Genomic DNA, 20,183 nt, shown 5'->3' on the forward strand with positions numbered 1-20,183 from the left:
GAAAATAAGGGTCAATAGTAGATGGACAGGGGTTTGCCCGCAATGGTCAGGATCTCGAAGTCCACCTGATAGATCTGCGACAGGTTCTCTTTCGTCATCACCTCCTCCACAGTGCCAAACTTGGCGATTTTTCCGTCCTTGAAGGCACAGATATAGTCGGAATAGAATGCCGCATAGTTAATCTCATGCAGCACCAAAATCACCGTCTTCCCCAGCTCGTCGCAGAGACGGCGGACGATTTTCATCATGTTGGTGGCGTGATAGATATCCAGGTTGTTGGTGGGCTCATCCAGCAGCACATACTCGGTGTCCTGGGCGATGACCATGGCGATCAGCGCCCGCTGCCGCTGGCCGCCGGAGAGTTCGTCGATGAAGCGATCCTGGAACTCCTCCAGTTCCATGTAGTGAATAGCCCGGTCGATGATCTTCTGATCCTCTGGGGTGACCCGGTTGCCTGAATAGGGGAAGCGCCCGAAGGTCACCAGCTCCCGCACAGTCAGCTTCATCTGGATGTTATTGGACTGGGTCAGGATGGCAAGGCGCTTGGAGAGCTCCTTGCTTTTCCATTTGCCAATGTCCTTGCCCTCAAAGTCTACCAGTCCGCTGTCGTGGGCAATCAGCCGGGAGATCATGCCCATGACGGTGGATTTGCCCGCGCCGTTGGGGCCGATCAGAGAAATCACCTTACCCTTGGGGATGGCGAAACTCACGCCATCCACTACGGTTTTTCCATCATACTGTTTTGTCAGTTCTTGTACGCGCATGGTCACACCTTCTTTCTTGTCAGGAGGAGATAGAGGAAGTAAAGGCCGCCGCCCACAGTGATGAATACGCTCACCGGCACGGAGTAGGAATACACATGCTCCACAATGAGCTGTCCGCCCACCAGCACGATCATGCCGAACAGGGCCGAGCCCAGCACCAGCTGGGTGTGCCGGAAGGTTTTCAGCAGCTGACGGGACAGGTTTGCGATGATGAGCCCCAAAAAGGAGATGGGTCCTACCATGGCGGTGGCCACGGCGATGCAGAGAGTCACGCCCAGCAGCAGGCGGCGGATGCAGCGGTCGTAGTCCACGCCGAGGTTGATGGCCTGCTCCTTGCCCAATGTCAGCACATCCAGCAGGGCCAGTTCCCTGCGCAGAGCGAAGATGACGCCTGCCAGAAGAATCAGGGAAAAGACGATAATCTCGGAATTGATATTACTGAAGCTTGCCACCAGGGTATTCAGCAGACTGTCGTACTCATTGGGGTCCATGACCCGTGTAAGAGTAGTCTGAATGCTGCTGAAAAACGAAGTTAGTACTGTGCCCACCAGCAACACATACAGCACATTATGCTTTGTCTTTTTGAAAATCCAGCTGTAGATTACTGTGGCGGCGATACCCATGAGCACAACATCCACTGCAAAGGACAGATTGGCGTTGGAGGCCACCACGCTGGCAGATCCAAGAAAGAACACCACCGCCGTGTGGATGAGGGTATAGAGGGAATTCATCCCCAGCAGGCAGGGGGTCACGATGGTGTTGTTGATGATGGACTGAAATACCAGAGAGGCACCGCCAATGGAAAAGGCGGTAATGAGCATGACAATGAGCTTGGGAGTTCGGATCTTCATGGCGTAGGCCAGCAGCTTGGGATTAGAGAAATTCACTTCAACCAGCATATATCCCGCTGCGCAGAGCAGAACGAGGACCACTAAAATCAGAAGTTTGCGCTGGTTGGCGCGTGCTGCAGAGATGTTCACTGGTCCGCACCTCCCTTCAGGTTGGGCATGGTGGAGCAGCAGCCTGTCCCGGCACCGCCCAGACGGATGGCCTTGCGGCCATGCTTGAGCCGGTAAAACAGCAGGGCGATGAAAATGAGGCTTCCCAGGATGCCCACGATCAGCTCGATGGGCAACTCGTAGGGGGCAATCACCACCCGGCCGATCATGTCGCATACCAGCACAAAAATGGCGCCGAACAGAGCGGTATCCACCAGCGTGCCCCGGATCTTGTCTCCCTTGTACATGGCCACCACATTGGGCACGATCAGGCCGATGTAGGAGATGGAGCCGACCACCACCACGATGGAGGCAGTGATCATGGCGGCAATGGTGAGGCCGGAGAAGAGCACCAGATTGTACGGGACCCCCAGGTTCTTGGAAAAATCCTTGCCCAGCCCAACGATGTTGAAGTGGTTGGCAAAGAGAAAGGCCAGCACCACCAGCGGGACCGTCAGCCAGACGATCTCATACCGGCCTTTCAGCACCAGCGAGAAGTGGCCCACCAGCCAGGAGGACAGAGCTTGGGTCATCTCATATTTGTAAGCCAGATAGTTGGTAATGCCGCCGATGACATTGCCGAACATAATGCCCACCAGAGGGACCATCACCACATCCTTGAACTGGATGCGCTGAATGAACCAGACGAAGATCCAGGTGCCCAGAATCGCCGTGGCAAAGGCGAAGATAGCCCTGCTCCATAGGGTGGAGGCCGGCATAAACAGCAGAGCCAGCAGGATGCCGAACTGGGCCGAGGAGATGGTGGCGCCGGTGGTTGGGGACACAAATTTGTTGCTGCACAGCTGCTGCATGATGAGTCCCGCCACACTCATACCAATGCCGGTGCATAGGATGGCCAGCAGGCGCGGCAGCCGGGAGATCAGGAAAATCTCCAGCTGCTCAAAATTGCCTGCGAGTAGCTCACCGGGTGTCAGGTCAATCACGCCCACAAACAGTGAACAGCAAGACAATATAAGCAGCAGAGCAGAAAGAACGATGGTAGATCGATACGGTCTGATAAAATCCTCTCCCTTCTTTTTGGCGGTTAGCGATAGCTAACCGCATCCCATAAGCAATGCGCAGCGGCGATTGGACTTGCCATGCATCACGCACTGCGCATCGTAAGTGTATTATAGTACATGGAGTTAGTCATGTGCAACCGCGCAAAAAGCACAAGCTACCAAGCGGAAAGGATTCTTTTTTTATCCATTATGCGAATTGTTGCCCCGAGCGGACTGCGTCTGAGCAGTCAGCCGGCCCATGCTCCGCAGGCTGACGCCCAGGGTGGAGAGATTGTGCAGCGTGGCAGAGGTGGCGGGCGGCAGAACACCGGCCACACCAAGGGCAATCAGGGTGCCGTTGAAGCCGATAACGAAGCGGTAGTTGGAGTGGATGCGCGCCATCAGCGCCATGGCGATCCGGCGCAGCTCTACCAGTTCCCAGAGACTGTCGGCAGCGATGGTGATGTCCGCGATTTCCCGGGCGATGGCGGCCCCGTCGCTGATGGCGATGCCCGCATCCGCCTCGGACAGGGCCGGCGAGTCGTTGATGCCGTCGCCTACCATCAACACGGTGTGTCCCTCCCGGCGGAGCCGTGCCACATACTCCGCCTTGTCCGCCGGAAGGACTCCGGCGCGGAAGTCATCCACTCCCACCTGGGCGGCAATGGCTGCGGCGGTGCGGTAACTGTCTCCGGTGAGCATAACGGTGCTGGTAATCCCCAAAGTGCGGAGGGCAGAGAGGACTTCCTCCGCCTCCTCCCGCAGCGGGTCGGCGATGCAGATCACAGCGGCAAGCTGTCCCCCCACCGCCAGGTACAGGTGAGAATACTCCGGCGGCAGGGCGTCAAAGCGATCCTGTTCGCCCTCCGGAATGACGCAGCCCTCATCCTCAAAGACGAAGTGGGCGCTGCCGATGAGGACCCGCTCCCCATCTACGGTGCTGGCGATGCCGTGGGCCACCAAATATTCCACCTTGGAGTGGTACTCATCGTGACGCAGGCCCCGGCGCTTCGCCTCCTCCACCACGGCGTTGGCCATGGAATGTGGGAAGTGTTCCTCCAGGCAGGCGGCCAGCCGCAGCATTTCGGCTTCCTCCTTGGTGCCGAAAGATACCACCTGAGCCACCCGGGGGCAGGCGTGGGTCAGGGTGCCGGTCTTGTCAAAGACGATGGTATCGGCAGCCGCCACAGCCTCCAGGAATTTGCCGCCCTTGACGGTGATGTGGGCGCGTCCCGCCTCCCGCATGGCGGAGAGGACGGCCAGAGGCATGGCCAGCTTCAGCGCACAGGAGAAGTCCACCATCAGCACCGACAGGGCTCGTGTCACATTCCGGGTGAGGGCAAAACTCAGCAGGCTCCCGGCAAAGGTATAGGGCACCAGCTTGTCCGCCAGATTGGCGGCCTTGCTCTCAGCCTCCGACTTCATCTGCTCCGACTGCTCGATCATGTGGACGATCTGGTCATAGCGGCTCTGGCCGGAGGCTTGCTTCACTTCCAGCACACATTCGCCCTCCTCTACCACAGTGCCGGCATAGACCGCGCCGCCGGGGCGCTTGGGTACCGGGATGGACTCTCCGGTGAGGGACGCCTGATTGACGGTGACCTCCCCCTCCAGAACCAGACCATCCACGGGGATGATACCGCCGGCACGAACCACCACGGCGTCCCCCGGCTGGATCTGGGACACGGGGACCAGTACCTCGCCCTGGGCCGTGCGCAGCCAGACCCGATCCACATTTAAGGACATACACCGGGCCAGATCCGCCACGGATTTCTTTCGGGTCCACTCCTCCAGCAGCTCACCCACCTCCAGCAGAAACATGACCATTCCGGCGGTTCCGAAGTCCCTTCTGCAGGCAGAAATGGAAATAGACAGGGCATCCAGCAGTTCCACCTTGATACGGCGGCGCAGCAGGCAGCGCAGTCCTCTCCGCACAAAGGGGATCATGTGCCAGAGAATGCGGGCAATCCGCAATGGAGACGGGAGAAACAGGGTGCAGGCGGCCTTGCACACCACCTTTGCCACCAGCTTTTCCTCAAATTCCCGGTTCAGCGCCCGGCTGCTGTGGGCGGGCAGCGCGGTGGTCCGCTCCGCCTCCTGCCAGGAAAAATGCCGAATTTCGTTCAGCATGGCTTGGCGAGTCCCATCGTAGTACAGGATGACGCAGCAGGTTCGCTCATGGACGGTGACCTGCCGGCACCATGATTTTCCCTGAATCCATGCCTCCAGCAGATCCGCCTGAGCGAGTGTCATCTGTTTTTGCCGCAGCCGGAACCGGATGCGCCCCCGGCTTTCGTGCAATATGGTTGCGTTCATAGGTTCCTCCTTCACGAAAAGAGGGAGCCGCTGGCGGCTCCCTCTGGGTCAATCAGGCTTCTTCGCTCTCCAGATTGGCAGCGGCGGCTTCCTCCGCTTCCTTCGCAGCCCGGTCCTCATTCAGCTCCTTGGCGGAGGCCAGAATGTCCGCGGCGTTTTCCTGCACCGTGGTCACAGTCCCCATGACCGAATCCTTCATCCGCAGGCCGGCGGCCGTGACATGGACATAGGCTTTCTTGGCGTCCTTGCTGGACAGCAGCTTGATGCCAAAAGAACCAAACAACGCACCACCCGCAAAGCAGGCAAGTTTCGTATAAACGCTCATTGTGATCCTTCCTTTCCCTTATTTCCGTTTGTAGCCGGTGACCATGACCATAATCATGCAGATCACAGCGCCCCACGCCCAAAAACGATGCTGTTTCATCGCTGTCACTCCTTTGAATGCTTTGGAATGTCTGATTATTGTAGCAGAAAAGGTGGGTGTTTGTCGCTGTCAAAACGGACGCAGAGTTGCGGTTTCCGACATTTTTCTGTACTGGCCGGGAGTCATGCCATACTCCCGCTTGAACGCTGCGTTGAACTGGCTCATACCCTCATACCCCACAGCCTGCGCAATTTGCTGAATGGGCATCCGGGTGGTGCAGATCAGCTCCTGTGCCCGACGGAGGCGCTGTTGAACCAAAAAGCTGTGAATCGGCATGCCATAGGCGCGGCGGAAACCTTCTTTCAAGAAGGTCGGGGAAAGGGAAAACTGTTTGCAGAGGAACGCAATGGTGAGCTTATCAGACAGATGCGTCTGGATGTATACCTTGACTTCCAACAGACTGTGGGATACTGGGCAGCCTGAGCTGGAGAAAGATTCGTCCGATTCAGATACCTCGGTGCAGAGCAGATACAGCAGTTCCACCGACTTGAAAACAGAGTAGCGTTCCTGCTCCAGCTCGGACAGATAGCGAACCGTTTCAAAAAATGACTGCGTCCAAGGTGTGCCGCACAGGGCCATGCAGCCGTTCCTCGCCGTCATCTTCTCCTTGACGATCCTGGTGTCCAACCTCATCCCCAGGGTGGAGCAGACCGTCACAAGGCTTTCTTTTGCGGCTTTGGCGTCTACGGCGATCAAAACGCCGCCCAGGTTTCCGCTACACTGACACGAGCGGAGAGCGGAGCTGTCGGAGAGGAGGAAGATCCCCGGCGCCTCCACCATGCAGGAAGTACCCTGTAACGCTCGGACAGTAAGGCGGCCAGTCATGCAGAACAGCGCCTCAAACTGGAGCGGTGCGCCGCACACCGGAATGGGCCGCAAGGGTTCCTGCTCCGGCTCCGGCAGGGAAAATCGGCAGATCTCCACCCCCGGCATACCGTGGCTCCAACGGCCTGTGCCGGAGTCCTGGCTCAATAAATATTCTTTCAGCATGATTTCTCACGACCTGTTTCTCTGGGTTCGGAATTGGTTTTACCTATGCTGACCGGGGAACCAGAGAGAAGGCAGGAGACAAGCGCCTCCTGCCTTCTGCGGTGCTTTTGTCAGGCCAGCGATGCGCCCAGCTCGCGGCAGGCCGCCAGAGCGTCATCGTCCGGAGCTTCGTTGCAGATTACGCTTTCGCAGGCCAGATTGGCGCCGTCGTCGTTGCAGCGGGACTCCCAGCTGCGCATCCATTCGCCGTCGCCCCAGCCGTAGGAGCCAAACAGAGCGATGTTCTTCCCGCTCAGCCTGCCCTCACAGGCGGTGAACATGGGCTCGAACTCGCTCTCCTCCAGCTGCTCCGACCCCATGGAGGGGCAGCCAAAGGCGATGGCGGAATACTCGCCGACCTGCTCCGGCGAGAACTCTGCGGCGGTAATCACAGACACCTCGGCGCCCTTGCCCTTGGCGCCTTCGGCCACCGCCATGGCCATGGCCTCGGTGTTTCCCGTGCCGCTCCAATACACAACTGCAACTTTACTCATAAGACTTTAGCGACCTTTCTTTCTGGATTTGTTATGGTAGAAACATCAACCAGCCACGGTGAACTGCTCGATGGATTTCCCTTGCTGCCACTGCCGGGAGTAGATTTTGCTGCACATCTCGTATTTTTCAAAGATGCTTCTGGCGGCCTGTTCGTCGCCGTAGACCTTCCAACAGCCCACGCACTTGTGATTGCACGCCCGATTGCAGATAAAGCCCAGCACATCCTCCGGCGGATAGCTCAAAAACAGACCGATTTCATGGGGGAATTCCCCCTCGCTCCGGAGCCGGTGGATCAGGTGAACCACACAGCCATTGGGGTTTTCCGGCACATAGCCGTATTTCAGAAGCAAGGCTCTGGCGCGGTGATCGGTCAGATCGCTCTCCAGCGCATTGGGCCGGTAGGCGTAAATCAAAGCGCGGCCTTTGCAAACCCGGAGCGGCAGAACGCGGATGCCCTTGGGCACCAGTTTCTTGTTCAGCCGGCACAAGTCTCGCGTCAGATCCTTCCGGCTGGGGCAGGCGCAGGAAAAGAGGTTTCCCGTCTTGATCCCGGCCAGGGTGGGAGAACAATGGCGAATCAGCAGATCCTCTGACATAGGCGTTTCCCTCACAAAATCATGTCCATGCGAAGACTGTACGGCAAAATGAAAAAACGGACAGTAAATGTGGTTAGCAATAGCCAACCAAAGTGCCAAATATATAGCTGCCGCCTCTTGGTTAGCGATAGCTAACTAACGCAATTATATACAGGGCAAATTCGCTTGTCAAGAGGACGGATGGATTTTGTTGACAGAAAAAATGGCGCTTGTCGGACGCCTGTGTTATAATAAGCAAAACGCCCGTTTTTTGGAGGTTCCTATGGCGATTCACGAGTCTGGCCAGATGTATCTGGAAACCATCTATATTCTTTCACAGAACAGCACCTTCGTTCGAGCTATCGATGTGGGAGCGCAGTTGGGCTTTACCAAGCCCAGCGTCAGCAGAGCCATGTCCATTCTGAAAAAGGACGGATATGTGAATGTGGATGCTGACGGTGCGATCACCCTGACGGAGACCGGGCTTGCCATTGCTAAGACGATGTACACCCGCCACACGGTGTTGAGCCAGATGCTGATGGAATTAGGCGTGGACGAAGAGACTGCGACCGAAGATGCCTGCCGGATCGAGCATGTGATCAGCGAAAAATCCTTCGCGGCGGTGCAGGCGCACTTGGAGCAGGTAACGAAAATGCGGGAAGATGCGCACGGGCAATGAGCCTATGCAAATTTGGCGGACTTTGCTATCGAGCGGCAACGCGATAAGTGAATACCTGCCATTTGGCACGGAATATCAAATGCGGTGGAGCCTGGATATGGCCTCCAACGCATTTTATGTGATCTGCGCTTTTGAATCAGGAGCGACCTGCTGTGTAAGTTCACCGCCAAGCGTACCTGCTCCATAGCTCCAAACGCTTACGGCAGCTCATCCTTATGTGTCTGCTGGCTTTTCAAAACCTTTCGGGCGGCTTTTTTGATGTTATGGCACACGCCAAGAATAGCGATGCAAAATAGCAGAGCCGCTAATCCATATCCAAACGACTGCGTTGCCGTGTTCATGTTCATGCCTCTTTTCTGGCCGCTGCTGCCAATGAACTCAACCGAACAATCCTCTTTTTTTGTACGGCTCCTTTTGGATTGTGCCGACCTCATACCCCGTGCTGCGAATGGCGTTCATAACAGCCTCTGTGTCCAGCTCTGTTTCAGAGAGGATCACGGTCTGGTTTTTGCTTCGGGAAGAAATCACCTTTTTGACCGGGCAGGCTTTGCGAACAGCGTCATTGACATGAGCCTCGCACATCCCGCACATCATTCCATTGACTTCCACTGTGTACTTCCACATGTTCTCTCACTCCTTCTTGACTTTTGGATCATCGAGCTGCGCGGACTGGAAGGTGGTCTGCCGTGCCGCGCTCCGTTCATCGGGGATCTTCCTGGCCATCAGACAGCACAGCGGCGCCAACGAACTTCCGAGAAGTGGATGGCGAACGATGGAATAGCCGCGCTCGGACAGGTATGCCATCAGCTCCCCGGCAGTCCAGACATGATACACCCGAAAGCCTGAAAGCCCCATGAACCAGAGCCGGAGTCTGGCGCTTCGGCTTTTGCCCCAGACAAAGGTGGGGGCGAACAGCCATCCCCCCGGCTTCAAAACCCGCCAGGCTTCCGCCAGAGCTTTTTCCGGGTGAGGCATGACATGGAGGGCGTTGGAGATCACGACCGCATCAAAGCTCTCCGGGCCGTAGGGCAGCTTGGTGGCGTCCTGGACGGAGAAATGGAGCCGAGACGAATATACCTGCTTTTTGGCCTGACGGATCATTTCAGATGAAAAGTCGGTTGCCTCCCAACTCCGGACACATGGTGACAGCGGGATGGACAGCTGACCTGTTCCGCAGGCCAACTCCAGCACATCCATATCCCGTTTCAGAAAAGGGCGCATTGCTTTGCAGATCTGCTGATAGGTCGCTTGAGAGCGGCGCATGAAGCCGGCGTAATGCCGTGAAAACCGCTCCCAAAACTGCTTGTTGTCATCCATACAGTATGGTCACCTCAATGATGATTAGTTCATGCTAACTACATCATACTCTTTGTCGCATGAAATTGCAAGATGCCACTATATTGGATTTGTATGCCCCCCGGGATCAATCAAGGGAAGAAGCTGGAACGAAGAATGACCGGGACACGCATCCCGGTCATTCTTTTCTTTTGCGCCTCTGCCTTTACCGGCACCAACTGGTGGGATTGGAGCGGGCGGTGATGAAGCGGCGATAAATGCCCTCCTCCTCCATAAGTGTGTCGTGGGCGCCGGCCTGAACGATGCGCCCCTGGTCGATAACCAGGATCTCATCGGCGTGACGAATGGTATTGAGCCGGTGGGCAATGACCAGCAGGGTCTTGCCCCGGCACAGTTGGGTGATGGCCTCCTGGATGTAGCTCTCATTGTCGGCGTCCACGCTGGCAGTGGCCTCATCCAGAATGACGATGGGAGCATCCTTCAGAATGCAGCGAGCAATGGAGATCCGCTGCCGCTCTCCGCCGGATAGGCTGGCTCCACCTTCGCCGATGACCGTGTCAAAGCCGTCGGGCAGCTCCATGATGAAGTCATAGCATCGGGCTTTTCTGGCCGCCTCATAGACCTCCTCCCGTGTGGCGTCCGTCCGCCCCATGGCGATGTTGTTATAGACGGTATCCTGGAATAAGTAGACCCGCTGGAACACCATAGAGATCTGATCCATCAGATCAGAAAGAGGAATATCGCGGATATCCCTGCCCCGCACTAAGATTTGGCCCTGTTTGACATCCCAAAACCGGGAGAGCAGGTTGGCTACCGTACTTTTACCGCCGCCAGAAGGCCCCACCAGGGCCAGCATCCGGTTTTTCTCCAGCGTGAAGGAGACATCATGCAGTACCTCTTTCTCCCCGTAGGCGAAGGTGACATTTCGGAACTCCACCTCCGGGGCACCGCCGGCTTTGGGTAAGGTCTCCCGGCCCCGGTCAGGCAGCTCCGGCTGGGCCAGTACCGCCTCGATCCGGTCCATGCAGGCGTTCATCACCGTCAGGCGGGTGGCTTGGCTGTAGAGTGCCTTAATGGGGCCGAAGAGGTCAAAGACGAAGAGCAAGACACCCAGCAGGAAGGTGATGGAGAGCTGCCCACGGCCATAGAGCCAGAGTGACAGGGGGATTATCAGCACCGAGCCCAGACCGCACACCAGATAGAGGGCCCGCATCCAGGGAGCCTGGCTCTCCTCGAACTCGATGCTGACCTTGCGGCTCCGGGCGAAATTTTCGGTGAGTTGCTCGGAACGCTCTCCCAGCAGGTTGAAGGTCTTGGCAATACCAATGCCCTCCACATAGTCCAGCACTGCCCGTGTGAGAGCCTCGCTCTGCTCCTGTCGGACATCAGAGTGAGCCAGGGTGCTCCCCAGGGAAGCGCGGCCCAGCTGCCAAATGATCCCTACCACCACCAAGGCGGCCAGTCCCAGCCAGGGATTCAGGAAGGCCAGCCACAGCACAAGAATGGCTTGGGCAAAGGTATAGCTCATCATGTTGGCAATGTCGTGCATACAGTTCTCCTCAATGAACACCATGTCGGTGGACAGAACGGAACTGATTTTGCCGATGTTGCCCTCTGTGAAATAGCCCATGGGCAGGCGGCGCAGATGCCGTCCCAGCTCCATGCGCAGATCGGCGAATACCATATAGCCCGCCGCGGCCTGGAGCCGGTCGGCGATGTTCTGGCACAGGCACTCCAGCAGCACGCAGCCCACCGTGCCCACCGCCAGCCACAGGCACAGCCGTGCCGTCATGGTTCCCTGGAGAAAAGCGCTCAGGGCCAGGAAGGACAGACCGATGGGGGCCTTGGACAGCATGGCCTTCAGGAACGCAAAGACAAAGGCCAGCTTGATCCGCCCCTGATAGGGGCCGGATACGGACAGGATTCGTTTCATCAGCGCGATCATGCCTCGTCGCCTCCTTTCTCCGCAGAGACACGCCAGGCAGCGGCTCCCTCGGCAGCCCGCCACAGTTTTTCATAGGTGGGGCAAGTCTTTCGCAATGTATCGTGGCGGCCAATCCCTGCCACATTGCCCTGATCCAGCACCACGATCTGATCGGCACCTGCAATGGACTGAAGCCGGTGGGCGATGACGATGACCGTCTTGCCCCGGATCACCTCGGCAATGGCGGCGTTCATTTTCTCCTCATTCTCCGGGTCCAAAAAAGCGGTGGCCTCATCCAGCACCACGATGGGAGCGTCCTTCAAAATCGCCCGAGCCAGGGCGATCCGCTGCCGCTCCCCGCCGGAAAGCCCTTTGCCGCCATCGCCGGCCATGGTATAGATTCCTTTTTCCAGCCGTTTCAGAAACTCTCCGCATTGAGCCCGTTCCGCCGCCGCCAGCACCTCCTCGTCGGTGGCGCCGGGTCTTCCCAGCCGGATGTTCTCCAACAGGCTGGTGTTGAACAGGAACTGCTCCTGCGCGACGAAGGAGATCTGCTCATTCAGAGAGGCGAGGGACATCTCTCGCAGGTCTTGCCCCCCCAGCGTGATGCGTCCGTCCGTCACATCGTAAAAGTGGACCAGCAGCTTGGCAAGGGTCGACTTCCCGCTGCCGGATTCTCCCACCAAAGCAGTGAGGCTCCCCTGTGGGACAGAGAAGGAGATGCCGTGGAGGACTTCGTCCTTTTCATAAGAAAACCGCACATTCTCAAAGCGGATCTGCAAATCGTTTCCGTTGAAATCCGTTTTTCCTTCTTTCAGGGGCGGAATATTGAACAGAGATTCCATTTGGTCAATCTTGTAGCTCAGCTGGGGCAGCACCGACATAAAGTTCATGGCCCGGACCAAAGGCGGCCCCACGGAAAAAGACATGCACAGTACCAGCGCGTAATCCGGCAGGGTGGAGGCGCCGGTGAGTACCAGATAGCCGCCGGCTGGCAGCAGCACCAGCGCCACGCAGGGCAAAATGCTGGTGTAGAGGGCCATCCACAGCCAGCAGGCCCGGAACCAATCCAGCGTAAAATCCCGGTAGTTTTTCACATCGGTCTCAAAGCGGTGATATGACTCTCCGTCCCGGTTGAAGACTTTCACGACTTCCATGCCGTTGATGTACTCCACGATGGTGTTGTTCATTTTCTGCCCGGCGGCGTAGTAGTCTCCCATCTTGCTCATGCCGGAGCGGTACATCATGCCCATGGCCAGTACGCCCAGCGGAAGGGAGCAGAGGGAAAGCAGACCCAGCTTCCAGTCCGTGAGGAACATGGCCGCAAATACCACCACCGGCACCGCCAGATTGGACAACCCTTCCGGCAGGGCGTGGGCCAGCAGAAGTTCCATGCTCTCAATGTCGTCAATGAACATCTTCTTCCAGACTCCAACGCCCTTCTCCTGGATCGCGCCCAGGGGCTGCTTTTCCAGCTTGCTCTGGAGATGGAGCCGGAGGTTTTCCAAAGTATGATAGGCGGAGCGATGAGACAGAGCCAGCCCCTCCACATAGAGAAGGCCGTAGAGGACCATGCACAGAGCCATGGCCCCGGCGTTGAACAGGGTTTCCTCCAATGTGAGACTGCCCCCAGTCAGCAGGGGTCTCAGCAGGCGGTAGAGGAAGAAATAGGGCAGCACGCTCATGGCCACGCCGGCCACCAGTACCAGAATGGAGGCATAAGTCGTCTTCCGGTGGCGTCCAGTGTAGCGCAGGACTTTTTGAAACACAGTATCACTCCTTTTTGGTTAGTTATTGCTAACTTATTAGCGAGAAAAAAGCCTCCGCAGAGGCGTTTTTCATCCCTTGGGGAATCCCAGGGCAGCGTACCAGTCAAAGAGACGGCAGACCAAAGTGCAGTGGCGCTGGATCTCCGGCCAGGCGAAGGCGTGGATAAAGGGCTCGTAAATGGTGGTCCAGAAGGCGGACAGGACTACATGGAGCTCCTCCTGCGTCATATCCACAGTACACAAGCCCCGGCGTCTGGCCTCGGCGTAGTAGGTCCAGGTGCCTTCCGTCATTTTCTCCACCCAGTCGTGCTGGAAGTTGGCGTAAGCGGTGCCCTCCGCTCCGGTGAGCAGCAGCACAAAGCCATCCCGCCGCTCATTGAGAAAGCGGAACCACCACAGCATGTATTCCTCATCCATATACCACGCCCGGATCAGGTCTTCGTCGGAGAGGGCGGATGCCGGCACCGCCGTCCGCTCCTCATAAACAGCATCCAAATCCGCCACCGTATCCGCCACCACAGCACGAAACAGTTCCTCTTTTCCGGCGTAACGCTTATAAAGAGCCCCGGTTGTCACACCCGCTCGCTGGCAGATGGATTTCAGGGAAGCCTGCTCAAAGCCCAGCGTCCGAAACTCCTCTCTGGCACTGTCCATGATCCGAGGGTCGATGGAAGTATCCGGTCTTGCCATAACACCCCTCCCGACAAATGATAATTTGATTACCGATAATCTGATTATCAATATAGCATCCCTTTCTATCCCTGTCAAGGAGAAATCCTCTCTTGACAAACTCGCTTTTTGGTTGTATATTCAAAACATCGTTATGAAACACTGTTTTGAATTGTGAGGTGATACCATGGCAAAGCAGATCGAAGGGGTCTATGAAAATGTACTCCGCTGTGCCCGTCAGGAATTTTTGGAAAAAGGCTTTGCTCTGGCCTCCCTGCGGGACATCGCCAAAGCGGCGGGAACCAGCACCGGCTCCATTTATACCCGCTTTACCGACAAGGCGGGATTGTTCCGGGCCCTGGTGGAGCCTGCCGCTGGAGAGCTGAAGCGCCGTTTTTTGGAGATTCAGGAGTCTTTTCACCAGTTTGACGGCCCAACCCAGCAGGAGGAGATGGGGCGTTACACGGCCCATGCCCAGGAGGGACTGTTTGACTACATCTATGAGCACCTGCCGGAGTTTGAACTGCTGCTCCGCCGGGCCGCCGGGACGGAATATGCCCACTATATTGACGAGTTGGTGGAGATCGAAGTCAGTTACACCTACAAATACATGGAGGTCATCGGCTGTGAGAGCGTCCGCTCCGGTCAGGTCACCGAGGACTTGATCCATATCGTTACCACCGCCTACTTCAACGGAATGTTTGAGCCGGTGCGGCACCGCATGGATAAGGCCCGGGCGCTCCACTATGTCCGCCAGCTCAACCGCTATCACATGGCAGGATTTGAAACGATTTTTCATCCTGAAAACTTCCGGTAGTGCAAAAGGCCGCTTTTCCGGCGGCCTTTTCATAGAACCAAAGGTTAGCAATAACTAACTAAGGAGGCTTATTTATGCAGCAAACACAAAGCCCACTGCTGCGGTTGTGGCAGCTGGGCAAGGATCATCACGGTGGCCTGATTGCCGCCATCTTCTGCGCGGTGGCGGGTGTCCTGCTGGGTCTGCTGCCGTATCTCTCGGCAGGGCGTATCCTGGTAGCGCTTCTCACCGGGCAGCGGGACTGGAACTTCTATCTTCTGTGGTGCATGGTGGCCCTTGGTGGCTATCTGGCCAAAACTCTGCTTTACAATCTGGCGCTCTCCCTCTCCCACAAGGCCACCTTCCAGATCCTGCGGGACATCCGGAAGATGGTTCTGTCCAAAATGCCCCGCTTACCCTTGGGAGACATTCTGGACACCTCCAGCGGACGGCTCAAACAGATCGTGGTAGATCAGGTGGAGAGTATGGAGACGACACTGGCCCACCTGCTGCCGGAGATGACCTCCAATCTGCTGGCGCCGGTATGCGTTCTCGTGTATCTGTTTACGCTGGACTGGCGCATGGCATTGCTGAGTCTGGTGTCCATTCCTGTGGGCATGGCTTTTATGATGGCCATCATGGGCAGCTATGGCAAGGACTATCAGGGTGCGGTGGAGACGACCCAGGCCATGAACGAGACCATTGTGGAGTACATCGGCGGCATTGAGGTCATCAAGGCTTTCAATCAGGGAAAGAACTCCTATGAGAAGTTCTCCTCCCGGGTACGAGCCAATGCTGCCTACTACTACAACTGGATGAAGAAATGCCAGTTTGGAATGGCGCTGGCCTATGCCATCGCTCCCACCACGCTTATTACGGTGCTGCCTGTGGGCTGGATCTTCTACACGGACGGCAGCTTGTCCGCGGAGGTGTTTCTCACCACCATCATCCTGTCCATGAGCATTGTGGGACCTCTCATTGCCGCCATGGGCTTTGTAGATAATCTGGCCAAGGTAGGGACCATCGTGGGTTCGGTGGACGAGATTCTCCTGAAGCCGGAGCAGGATCACGGAACACAGCCGGCACAGCTGGGAAAACCGGACATCGCCTTGGATCATGTCTCCTTTGGGTATGCCCAGGACAAGGAGATCCTCCACAACATCTCCCTCACCATTCCGGCCGGCAGCCTCACCGCTTTGGTTGGCCCCTCCGGTTCGGGCAAGTCCACCATCGCCAAGCTCATCGCCGGTTTCTGGGATGTGACCGAGGGCCGCATTACCCTGGGCGGCGTGGAGGAAAGCCGTATCCCGCTGGAACAACTCTATGACCAGGTGGCCTTTGTTTCTCAGGACAATTACCTCTTTGACGATACCATCCGGGAAAATATCCGTATGGGCCGGGTAAATGCCACGGATCAAGAAGTGGAACAAGTCGCCAAAGCCGCCGGAGGCGACGGTTTCATCCGCCAGTTGGAGCATGGCTATGACACCCGGGTGGGCGGCGGAGGCGCCCATCTCTCCGGAGGAGAGCGGCAGCGTATCGCCATCGCCCGGGCTATGCTGAAAAACGCCCCCGTGGTGATTCTGGACGAGGCCACCGCCTACATTGATCCGGAGAATGAAGCAGTGGTCCAGCGGGCAGTGGCAAAACTGGTGGAGGGTAAGACGGTCATCGTCATTGCCCACCGCCTGTCCACCATCACCGGCGCTGATCAGATCGTGGTGGTGAAGGATGGAAGCATCGAGGCGCAGGGCAGGCATGAAGACCTGCTGCGCCATTGTCCGTTGTACGCCGATCTGTGGCAGGCTCACATGGGCGCAAAGGAGGGAGAAACGGTATGATCGAGACATTCAGAGGTATCTGGCGGTTTGCCGGTAAGGAACAGCGCAACATCCGGCGCTCGGTGATCGCCTGCTTTTTCAACGCGGTGTTCCATATGTTTGAGATCGCCGCCATCTACTACACCATCCTGGCTCTGCTGGATGGAAAAACCGGCCCTGCCACGGCGTGGCAGGCGCTGGGTCTGTTGGCAGTCAGTATTCTGGGCAGCGCCGTGACCAAGTATTTCTCCCAACTCCAGCAGACCCACGCCGGGTACTTCATGGCGGCCAATAAGCGCGTGGCCATCGGGCAGCGGATGAAATCCGTCCCCATGGGCTACTTCAACGACAACAGCCTGGGAGAGCTCACCGGGGTCTGCACCACTATACTGGACAATGTGGAGACTGTGGCCCCCATGGTGTTGGTGACCATGCTGGGCGGGATGCTCAACGCTCTGGTCTTTACGGTGATGATCCTGACTTTTGACTGGCGGATCGGTCTCATTGTGGTGGCGGCCACAGCAGTTTATTTGTTCATCACCTCGGCCATGGAGCAAAAATCCGCCGCCCTCGCCCCGCACCGTCAGAAGTCCGAGGCCAAGTTGGTGGAGGCGGTACTGGAGTATGTGCAGGGCATGAGCGTGGTGAAGTCCTTCAACCTCACCGGACGGGGTGACCGCACCTTGCAGGAAGCACTGGAATACAACTGCCGCAGCAACCTGAACATCGAAAAGATGTTCACCCCTTATATTATGGCGCAGGGGATTGCGCTCCAGCTGGGAAGCGTGGCCATGATGCTTGCGGCGGTATGGTTCTATCTCTCCGGAACGATGATTCTGGCCAACGCTCTGATGGTGGTCATCATGTCCTTCCTGGTCTTTGCTCAGATCTCCTCGGCGGGCAGCGGCATGTCCCTGCTGCGTATCGTCAGTAGCTGCATGGCCCATGCCGATGAGACGGACGCCATGCCCCAGCTGGCAGAGACCGGTCGGGCCGGCACGCCCAGGGAGCACAGCATTACCTTCGACCATGTTTCGTTCTCTTATGACCAGCGGCCTATCCTGCGGGATGTATCCTTCGCCATCCCGGACAGAACCACCACCGCCATCGTGGGCCCCAGCGGTTCCGGGAAAACCACACTGTGTAATCTCATCGCCCGGTTCTGGGATGTGGAGAGCGGCACCGTCCTTGTGGGCGGTCAGAATGTGAAGGACTATACTCTGGAGGACCTGATGGATCAGATCTCCATGGTATTTCAGAAGGTCTATCTCTTTGCCGACACGGTGGAAAACAACATCAAGTTTGGATGCCCCAATGCCACCCACGAGGAAGTGGTGGCTGCGGCGAAGAAAGCCTGTTGCCACGACTTCATTCTCACCCTGCCCCAAGGCTATGACACCGTCATCGGCGAGGGTGGTTCCAGTCTTTCCGGCGGCGAGAAGCAGCGCATCTCCATTGCCCGGGCTATCCTGAAGGATGCTCCCATCGTGATTCTGGATGAAGCCACCGCCAATGTAGACCCGGAGAATGAGGACCGGTTGCAAAAGGCCATTGAAGCCCTGACTCGGAACAAGACCATTCTGATGATCGCTCACCGGCTGAAGACGGTCCGCAACGCCGACCAGATCCTGGTGCTGGACGGCGGACATATCGTTCAGCGGGGCACCCACAGCCAGCTCATGGCCCAGGAGGGCCTGTATCAAGCGTTCGTATCCGGCCGTAAAGAGTCCGGCCAGTGGAAGCTCTAAGAGGAGGAACGCCCAAACCATCATGAAAAGAGGAGTGCCGCCACCGGGTATATTCCGGCGGCGGTACTCTTGTTGTGTCCGGGAGATTGCGCTTGAAGGGGCAATTGATACTGAAAATGGAAAATCACTTGACTGGTTAGCGTTTACTAACTATAATCAAGCGTAGAGTACCGTGTCTTTTGAGGAGGGCCTATGGAGAAGTACAAAATCGAGAAGGACTCCGTGCAGGAGACGCTCATCATCCCGCTGTATGGCCGGTGGATCTGCTCGCGGCGGTTCCCCGGACTGTATCAGGATGCCGCGGCGGCCATACTGATGGAGAAGGTGGACTACGACTTCTCCCCTTTGGAGCGGCGGGCAAACGGTCTGATGCAGACCTTCGGCGCGCTGGAGGTCGCCATGCGCCAGAATGACCTCGCCTGGGAGGTGCGGGACTATCTGAATGCCCATCCCAGAGCGGCCGTCATCAATCTGGGCTGCGGTCTGGACAACACCGGGCGGGCCTATGGCAACGGCCGGTGCAGCATCTGGAATATCGACCTGCCGGATGTGATCGAGCTGCGGGATCGCCTGCTTCCTCCCGGAGAGCGGGAGAAAAATCTGGCTTTTGATCTGAAAGACCCGCGCTGGATGGATGCCGTCCGCACAGATCCTGATGATGGGGCGGTACTGTTTGCCGCCGGGGTCTTCTATTACTTCACGACAGAAGAGGTGAAAGCTCTGGTCACAGGCATCGCAAAACGCTTCCCCGGAGGGCGGCTGGTCTTTGACGCAGCCGGGCAAACGGCCGTCCGGCTGATGCTGAAAACCTGGGTAAAGCAGGCGGGCATCCGGGATGTGGGCGCCTATTTTTCCGTCAAGGACGCCAAGCGGGAGCTGGAGCCCTGGTCGCCGCTTTTTTCTGTTTCCAGCCGGGGCTATATGTTGGGCTATCAATCGCTTCATGATCCGGCGGTTCGCCCCGTCCACCGGCTGCTGGCGAAGCTGGCCGACGGACCGATGCGCCTCCAGATCGTCCGGATTGACTTTGCAGAATGATGATACCTAACCGATTTTTTCCACCCAGAATACGAGCAGATGATCGTGATAGGGGATGTGTATGAACTGGACGCGCACCGTTTTGGACGGGTTCGCTATGGCGGCCTACTTTAACCTGTTTGCCGGACTGGTGGCGCTGTATAAGCCTCGGCTGATGTTCCCCGGTTATCCGCCCGCCATCATCAAGGCGGCAAAAGATCCGCCCACCAGTGCGGAAAACCGCTTTTACTGGATTTGGATCTGTTTTGGGGAGCTGCTGCCCCTTCTGCTTTATGGCGCGGTCAGTACCATGGAGGGTGGGACAACAGGGTTCTGGCCTCTGGCTCTGACCGGGTATATCCAGTGGATGATGGTCAATTTCTGCGACCTGTTCTTTCTGGATTTTTGGCTGGTTCAGAGGAAGGCGAAAAGACGGTTTATCATTCCGGGGACCGAAGGGCACCCCGGCTACAGGTTCAACGCCTGGATGAAGGACTACGCTCTGCCGGAGCACCTGCTCCAGTGGCCGTTTTTGATGTGTCCCATCCTGGCGGCAGCCCAGGCAGGGCTGGGGCTGCTCATCGATATATTTTGGTGAACGGCAAGAAAACAAGATGTGCCGCATGACTGCTCCTTTTCAAATCATCAGTCCGGCAGTCAAGATGATGGGGTACAAAAATTGTTTCCCATACCCCCAGAGGGGCCGCTGGAGGAAGGGAAAAAAGATGAATGAAGAGTGTGGCTTTCAGCGGCATTCGATGACATGATTCCGAAGATATCAGTGAAAAAGCGCTCCAATGTGGGGCCCGCACTGTTTGGTACCAGCTCTGCCCTCATGATGACGCTGGATGTGGCGCTGGGTG

At 57.2% G+C, this 20,183-nt stretch carries 20 protein-coding genes; 6 read left to right on the top strand and 14 right to left on the bottom strand.

All coding sequences use genetic code 11. The features are described from left to right. Positions 1-11: 11 nt before the first annotated feature. From I2G69_RS07765 to I2G69_RS07800, 8 genes are all read right to left on the bottom strand, one after another. Positions 12-764, bottom strand: coding sequence for an iron ABC transporter ATP-binding protein (locus I2G69_RS07765; RefSeq protein WP_007713074.1), 753 nt, complete (start codon positions 762-764; stop codon positions 12-14). A gap of 2 nt (positions 765-766) precedes the next feature. After that, on the bottom strand, positions 767-1,744 hold the full coding sequence (locus I2G69_RS07770) for an iron chelate uptake ABC transporter family permease subunit (protein ID WP_195560554.1): 978 nt from the start codon (positions 1,742-1,744) through the stop codon (positions 767-769). Further along, on the bottom strand, positions 1,741-2,733 hold the full coding sequence (locus I2G69_RS07775; RefSeq protein WP_442858887.1) for an ABC transporter permease: 993 nt from the start codon (positions 2,731-2,733) through the stop codon (positions 1,741-1,743). The genes I2G69_RS07770 and I2G69_RS07775 overlap by 4 nt, the downstream gene beginning before the upstream one ends. A gap of 231 nt (positions 2,734-2,964) precedes the next feature. Beyond that, the gene (locus tag I2G69_RS07780; protein WP_195560555.1) at positions 2,965-5,079 is read right to left on the bottom strand and encodes a heavy metal translocating P-type ATPase; all 2,115 of its coding nucleotides are present in this window, start codon (positions 5,077-5,079) and stop codon (positions 2,965-2,967) included. Between the two features lie 52 nt (positions 5,080-5,131). Further along, positions 5,132-5,404: a DUF6110 family protein gene (locus I2G69_RS07785; RefSeq protein ID WP_006575244.1), complete on the bottom strand. Its 273-nt coding sequence runs from the start codon at positions 5,402-5,404 to the stop codon at positions 5,132-5,134. Positions 5,405-5,572: 168 nt separating this feature from the next. Further along, a complete protein-coding gene (locus I2G69_RS07790; protein WP_195560556.1) occupies positions 5,573-6,493 on the bottom strand; it encodes a helix-turn-helix domain-containing protein in 921 nt (306 codons plus the stop codon). 110 nt (positions 6,494-6,603) lie between these two features. After that, positions 6,604-7,026, bottom strand: a complete 423-nt coding sequence (locus I2G69_RS07795; RefSeq protein ID WP_006575242.1) for a flavodoxin — start codon at positions 7,024-7,026, stop codon at positions 6,604-6,606. Between the two features lie 45 nt (positions 7,027-7,071). Continuing rightward, complete coding sequence (locus tag I2G69_RS07800) at positions 7,072-7,623, bottom strand: DUF3793 family protein (protein WP_195560557.1); 552 nt, start codon at positions 7,621-7,623, stop codon at positions 7,072-7,074. Positions 7,624-7,885: 262 nt separating this feature from the next. Between I2G69_RS07800 and I2G69_RS07805 the strand changes: the two genes are divergently transcribed. Continuing rightward, positions 7,886-8,281, top strand: a complete 396-nt coding sequence (locus I2G69_RS07805; protein WP_164475022.1) for a metal-dependent transcriptional regulator — start codon at positions 7,886-7,888, stop codon at positions 8,279-8,281. Between the two features lie 197 nt (positions 8,282-8,478). Here I2G69_RS07805 and I2G69_RS14250 read toward each other — a convergent pair whose 3' ends face one another. The 6 genes from I2G69_RS14250 to I2G69_RS07835 form a co-directional block, all read right to left on the bottom strand. Then, on the bottom strand, positions 8,479-8,622 hold the full coding sequence (locus I2G69_RS14250; protein ID WP_243254917.1) for a hypothetical protein: 144 nt from the start codon (positions 8,620-8,622) through the stop codon (positions 8,479-8,481). Positions 8,623-8,659: 37 nt separating this feature from the next. After that, entirely contained in the window at positions 8,660-8,905 is a 246-nt protein-coding gene (locus tag I2G69_RS07815) for a heavy-metal-associated domain-containing protein (RefSeq protein ID WP_087388229.1), read from the bottom strand. 6 nt (positions 8,906-8,911) lie between these two features. Beyond that, positions 8,912-9,598, bottom strand: a complete 687-nt coding sequence (locus I2G69_RS07820; RefSeq protein ID WP_195560559.1) for a class I SAM-dependent methyltransferase — start codon at positions 9,596-9,598, stop codon at positions 8,912-8,914. 184 nt (positions 9,599-9,782) lie between these two features. Next, positions 9,783-11,522, bottom strand: coding sequence for an ABC transporter ATP-binding protein (locus I2G69_RS07825; protein WP_087270337.1), 1,740 nt, complete (start codon positions 11,520-11,522; stop codon positions 9,783-9,785). Further along, on the bottom strand, positions 11,519-13,270 hold the full coding sequence (locus tag I2G69_RS07830) for an ABC transporter ATP-binding protein (protein ID WP_195560560.1): 1,752 nt from the start codon (positions 13,268-13,270) through the stop codon (positions 11,519-11,521). Before I2G69_RS07830 ends, I2G69_RS07825 begins: the two co-directional genes overlap by 4 nt. A 69-nt stretch (positions 13,271-13,339) precedes the next feature. Then, positions 13,340-13,960, bottom strand: a complete 621-nt coding sequence (locus tag I2G69_RS07835; protein WP_071432086.1) for a TetR/AcrR family transcriptional regulator — start codon at positions 13,958-13,960, stop codon at positions 13,340-13,342. Between the two features lie 166 nt (positions 13,961-14,126). Here I2G69_RS07835 and I2G69_RS07840 point away from each other — a divergent pair, with 166 nt between their 5' ends. The 5 genes from I2G69_RS07840 to I2G69_RS07860 all read left to right on the top strand — a co-directional run bounded on the left by I2G69_RS07840 (position 14,127) and on the right by I2G69_RS07860 (position 19,918). After that, positions 14,127-14,756 (top strand): TetR/AcrR family transcriptional regulator, encoded by a 630-nt coding sequence (locus I2G69_RS07840; RefSeq protein WP_006572684.1) that lies wholly within the window; start codon positions 14,127-14,129, stop codon positions 14,754-14,756. Positions 14,757-14,830: 74 nt separating this feature from the next. Next, positions 14,831-16,576 (top strand): ABC transporter ATP-binding protein, encoded by a 1,746-nt coding sequence (locus tag I2G69_RS07845; protein WP_195560561.1) that lies wholly within the window; start codon positions 14,831-14,833, stop codon positions 16,574-16,576. Next, positions 16,573-18,303, top strand: a complete 1,731-nt coding sequence (locus I2G69_RS07850) for an ABC transporter ATP-binding protein (protein ID WP_195560562.1) — start codon at positions 16,573-16,575, stop codon at positions 18,301-18,303. Before I2G69_RS07845 ends, I2G69_RS07850 begins: the two co-directional genes overlap by 4 nt. Positions 18,304-18,495: 192 nt before the next feature. Continuing rightward, positions 18,496-19,341 (top strand): class I SAM-dependent methyltransferase, encoded by an 846-nt coding sequence (locus I2G69_RS07855; protein WP_195560563.1) that lies wholly within the window; start codon positions 18,496-18,498, stop codon positions 19,339-19,341. Positions 19,342-19,402: 61 nt separating this feature from the next. Continuing rightward, on the top strand, positions 19,403-19,918 hold the full coding sequence (locus I2G69_RS07860; RefSeq protein WP_040646834.1) for a hypothetical protein: 516 nt from the start codon (positions 19,403-19,405) through the stop codon (positions 19,916-19,918). Positions 19,919-20,183 lie beyond the last annotated feature (265 nt).

The organism is Anaeromassilibacillus sp. D41t1_190614_C2 (genome assembly GCF_015558525.1).
Classification (GTDB): Bacteria; Bacillota; Clostridia; order Oscillospirales; family Acutalibacteraceae; genus Anaeromassilibacillus; species Anaeromassilibacillus stercoravium.

What these genes read in the sequence shown, in the direction of transcription:
- I2G69_RS07765 (WP_007713074.1), bottom strand. Translation starts at nt 764, where the DNA reads ATGCGCGTACAAGAACTGACAAAACAGTATGATGGAAAAACCGTAGTG.
- I2G69_RS07780 (WP_195560555.1), bottom strand. Translation starts at nt 5,079, where the DNA reads ATGAACGCAACCATATTGCACGAAAGCCGGGGGCGCATCCGGTTCCGG.
- I2G69_RS07785 (WP_006575244.1), bottom strand. Translation starts at nt 5,404, where the DNA reads ATGAGCGTTTATACGAAACTTGCCTGCTTTGCGGGTGGTGCGTTGTTT.
- I2G69_RS07790 (WP_195560556.1), bottom strand. Translation starts at nt 6,493, where the DNA reads ATGCTGAAAGAATATTTATTGAGCCAGGACTCCGGCACAGGCCGTTGG.
- I2G69_RS07795 (WP_006575242.1), bottom strand. Translation starts at nt 7,026, where the DNA reads ATGAGTAAAGTTGCAGTTGTGTATTGGAGCGGCACGGGAAACACCGAG.
- I2G69_RS07800 (WP_195560557.1), bottom strand. Translation starts at nt 7,623, where the DNA reads ATGTCAGAGGATCTGCTGATTCGCCATTGTTCTCCCACCCTGGCCGGG.
- I2G69_RS07805 (WP_164475022.1), top strand. Translation starts at nt 7,886, where the DNA reads ATGGCGATTCACGAGTCTGGCCAGATGTATCTGGAAACCATCTATATT.
- I2G69_RS14250 (WP_243254917.1), bottom strand. Translation starts at nt 8,622, where the DNA reads ATGAACACGGCAACGCAGTCGTTTGGATATGGATTAGCGGCTCTGCTA.
- I2G69_RS07815 (WP_087388229.1), bottom strand. Translation starts at nt 8,905, where the DNA reads ATGTGGAAGTACACAGTGGAAGTCAATGGAATGATGTGCGGGATGTGC.
- I2G69_RS07820 (WP_195560559.1), bottom strand. Translation starts at nt 9,598, where the DNA reads ATGGATGACAACAAGCAGTTTTGGGAGCGGTTTTCACGGCATTACGCC.
- I2G69_RS07825 (WP_087270337.1), bottom strand. Translation starts at nt 11,522, where the DNA reads ATGATCGCGCTGATGAAACGAATCCTGTCCGTATCCGGCCCCTATCAG.
- I2G69_RS07835 (WP_071432086.1), bottom strand. Translation starts at nt 13,960, where the DNA reads ATGGCAAGACCGGATACTTCCATCGACCCTCGGATCATGGACAGTGCC.
- I2G69_RS07840 (WP_006572684.1), top strand. Translation starts at nt 14,127, where the DNA reads ATGGCAAAGCAGATCGAAGGGGTCTATGAAAATGTACTCCGCTGTGCC.
- I2G69_RS07845 (WP_195560561.1), top strand. Translation starts at nt 14,831, where the DNA reads ATGCAGCAAACACAAAGCCCACTGCTGCGGTTGTGGCAGCTGGGCAAG.
- I2G69_RS07850 (WP_195560562.1), top strand. Translation starts at nt 16,573, where the DNA reads ATGATCGAGACATTCAGAGGTATCTGGCGGTTTGCCGGTAAGGAACAG.
- I2G69_RS07855 (WP_195560563.1), top strand. Translation starts at nt 18,496, where the DNA reads ATGGAGAAGTACAAAATCGAGAAGGACTCCGTGCAGGAGACGCTCATC.
- I2G69_RS07860 (WP_040646834.1), top strand. Translation starts at nt 19,403, where the DNA reads ATGAACTGGACGCGCACCGTTTTGGACGGGTTCGCTATGGCGGCCTAC.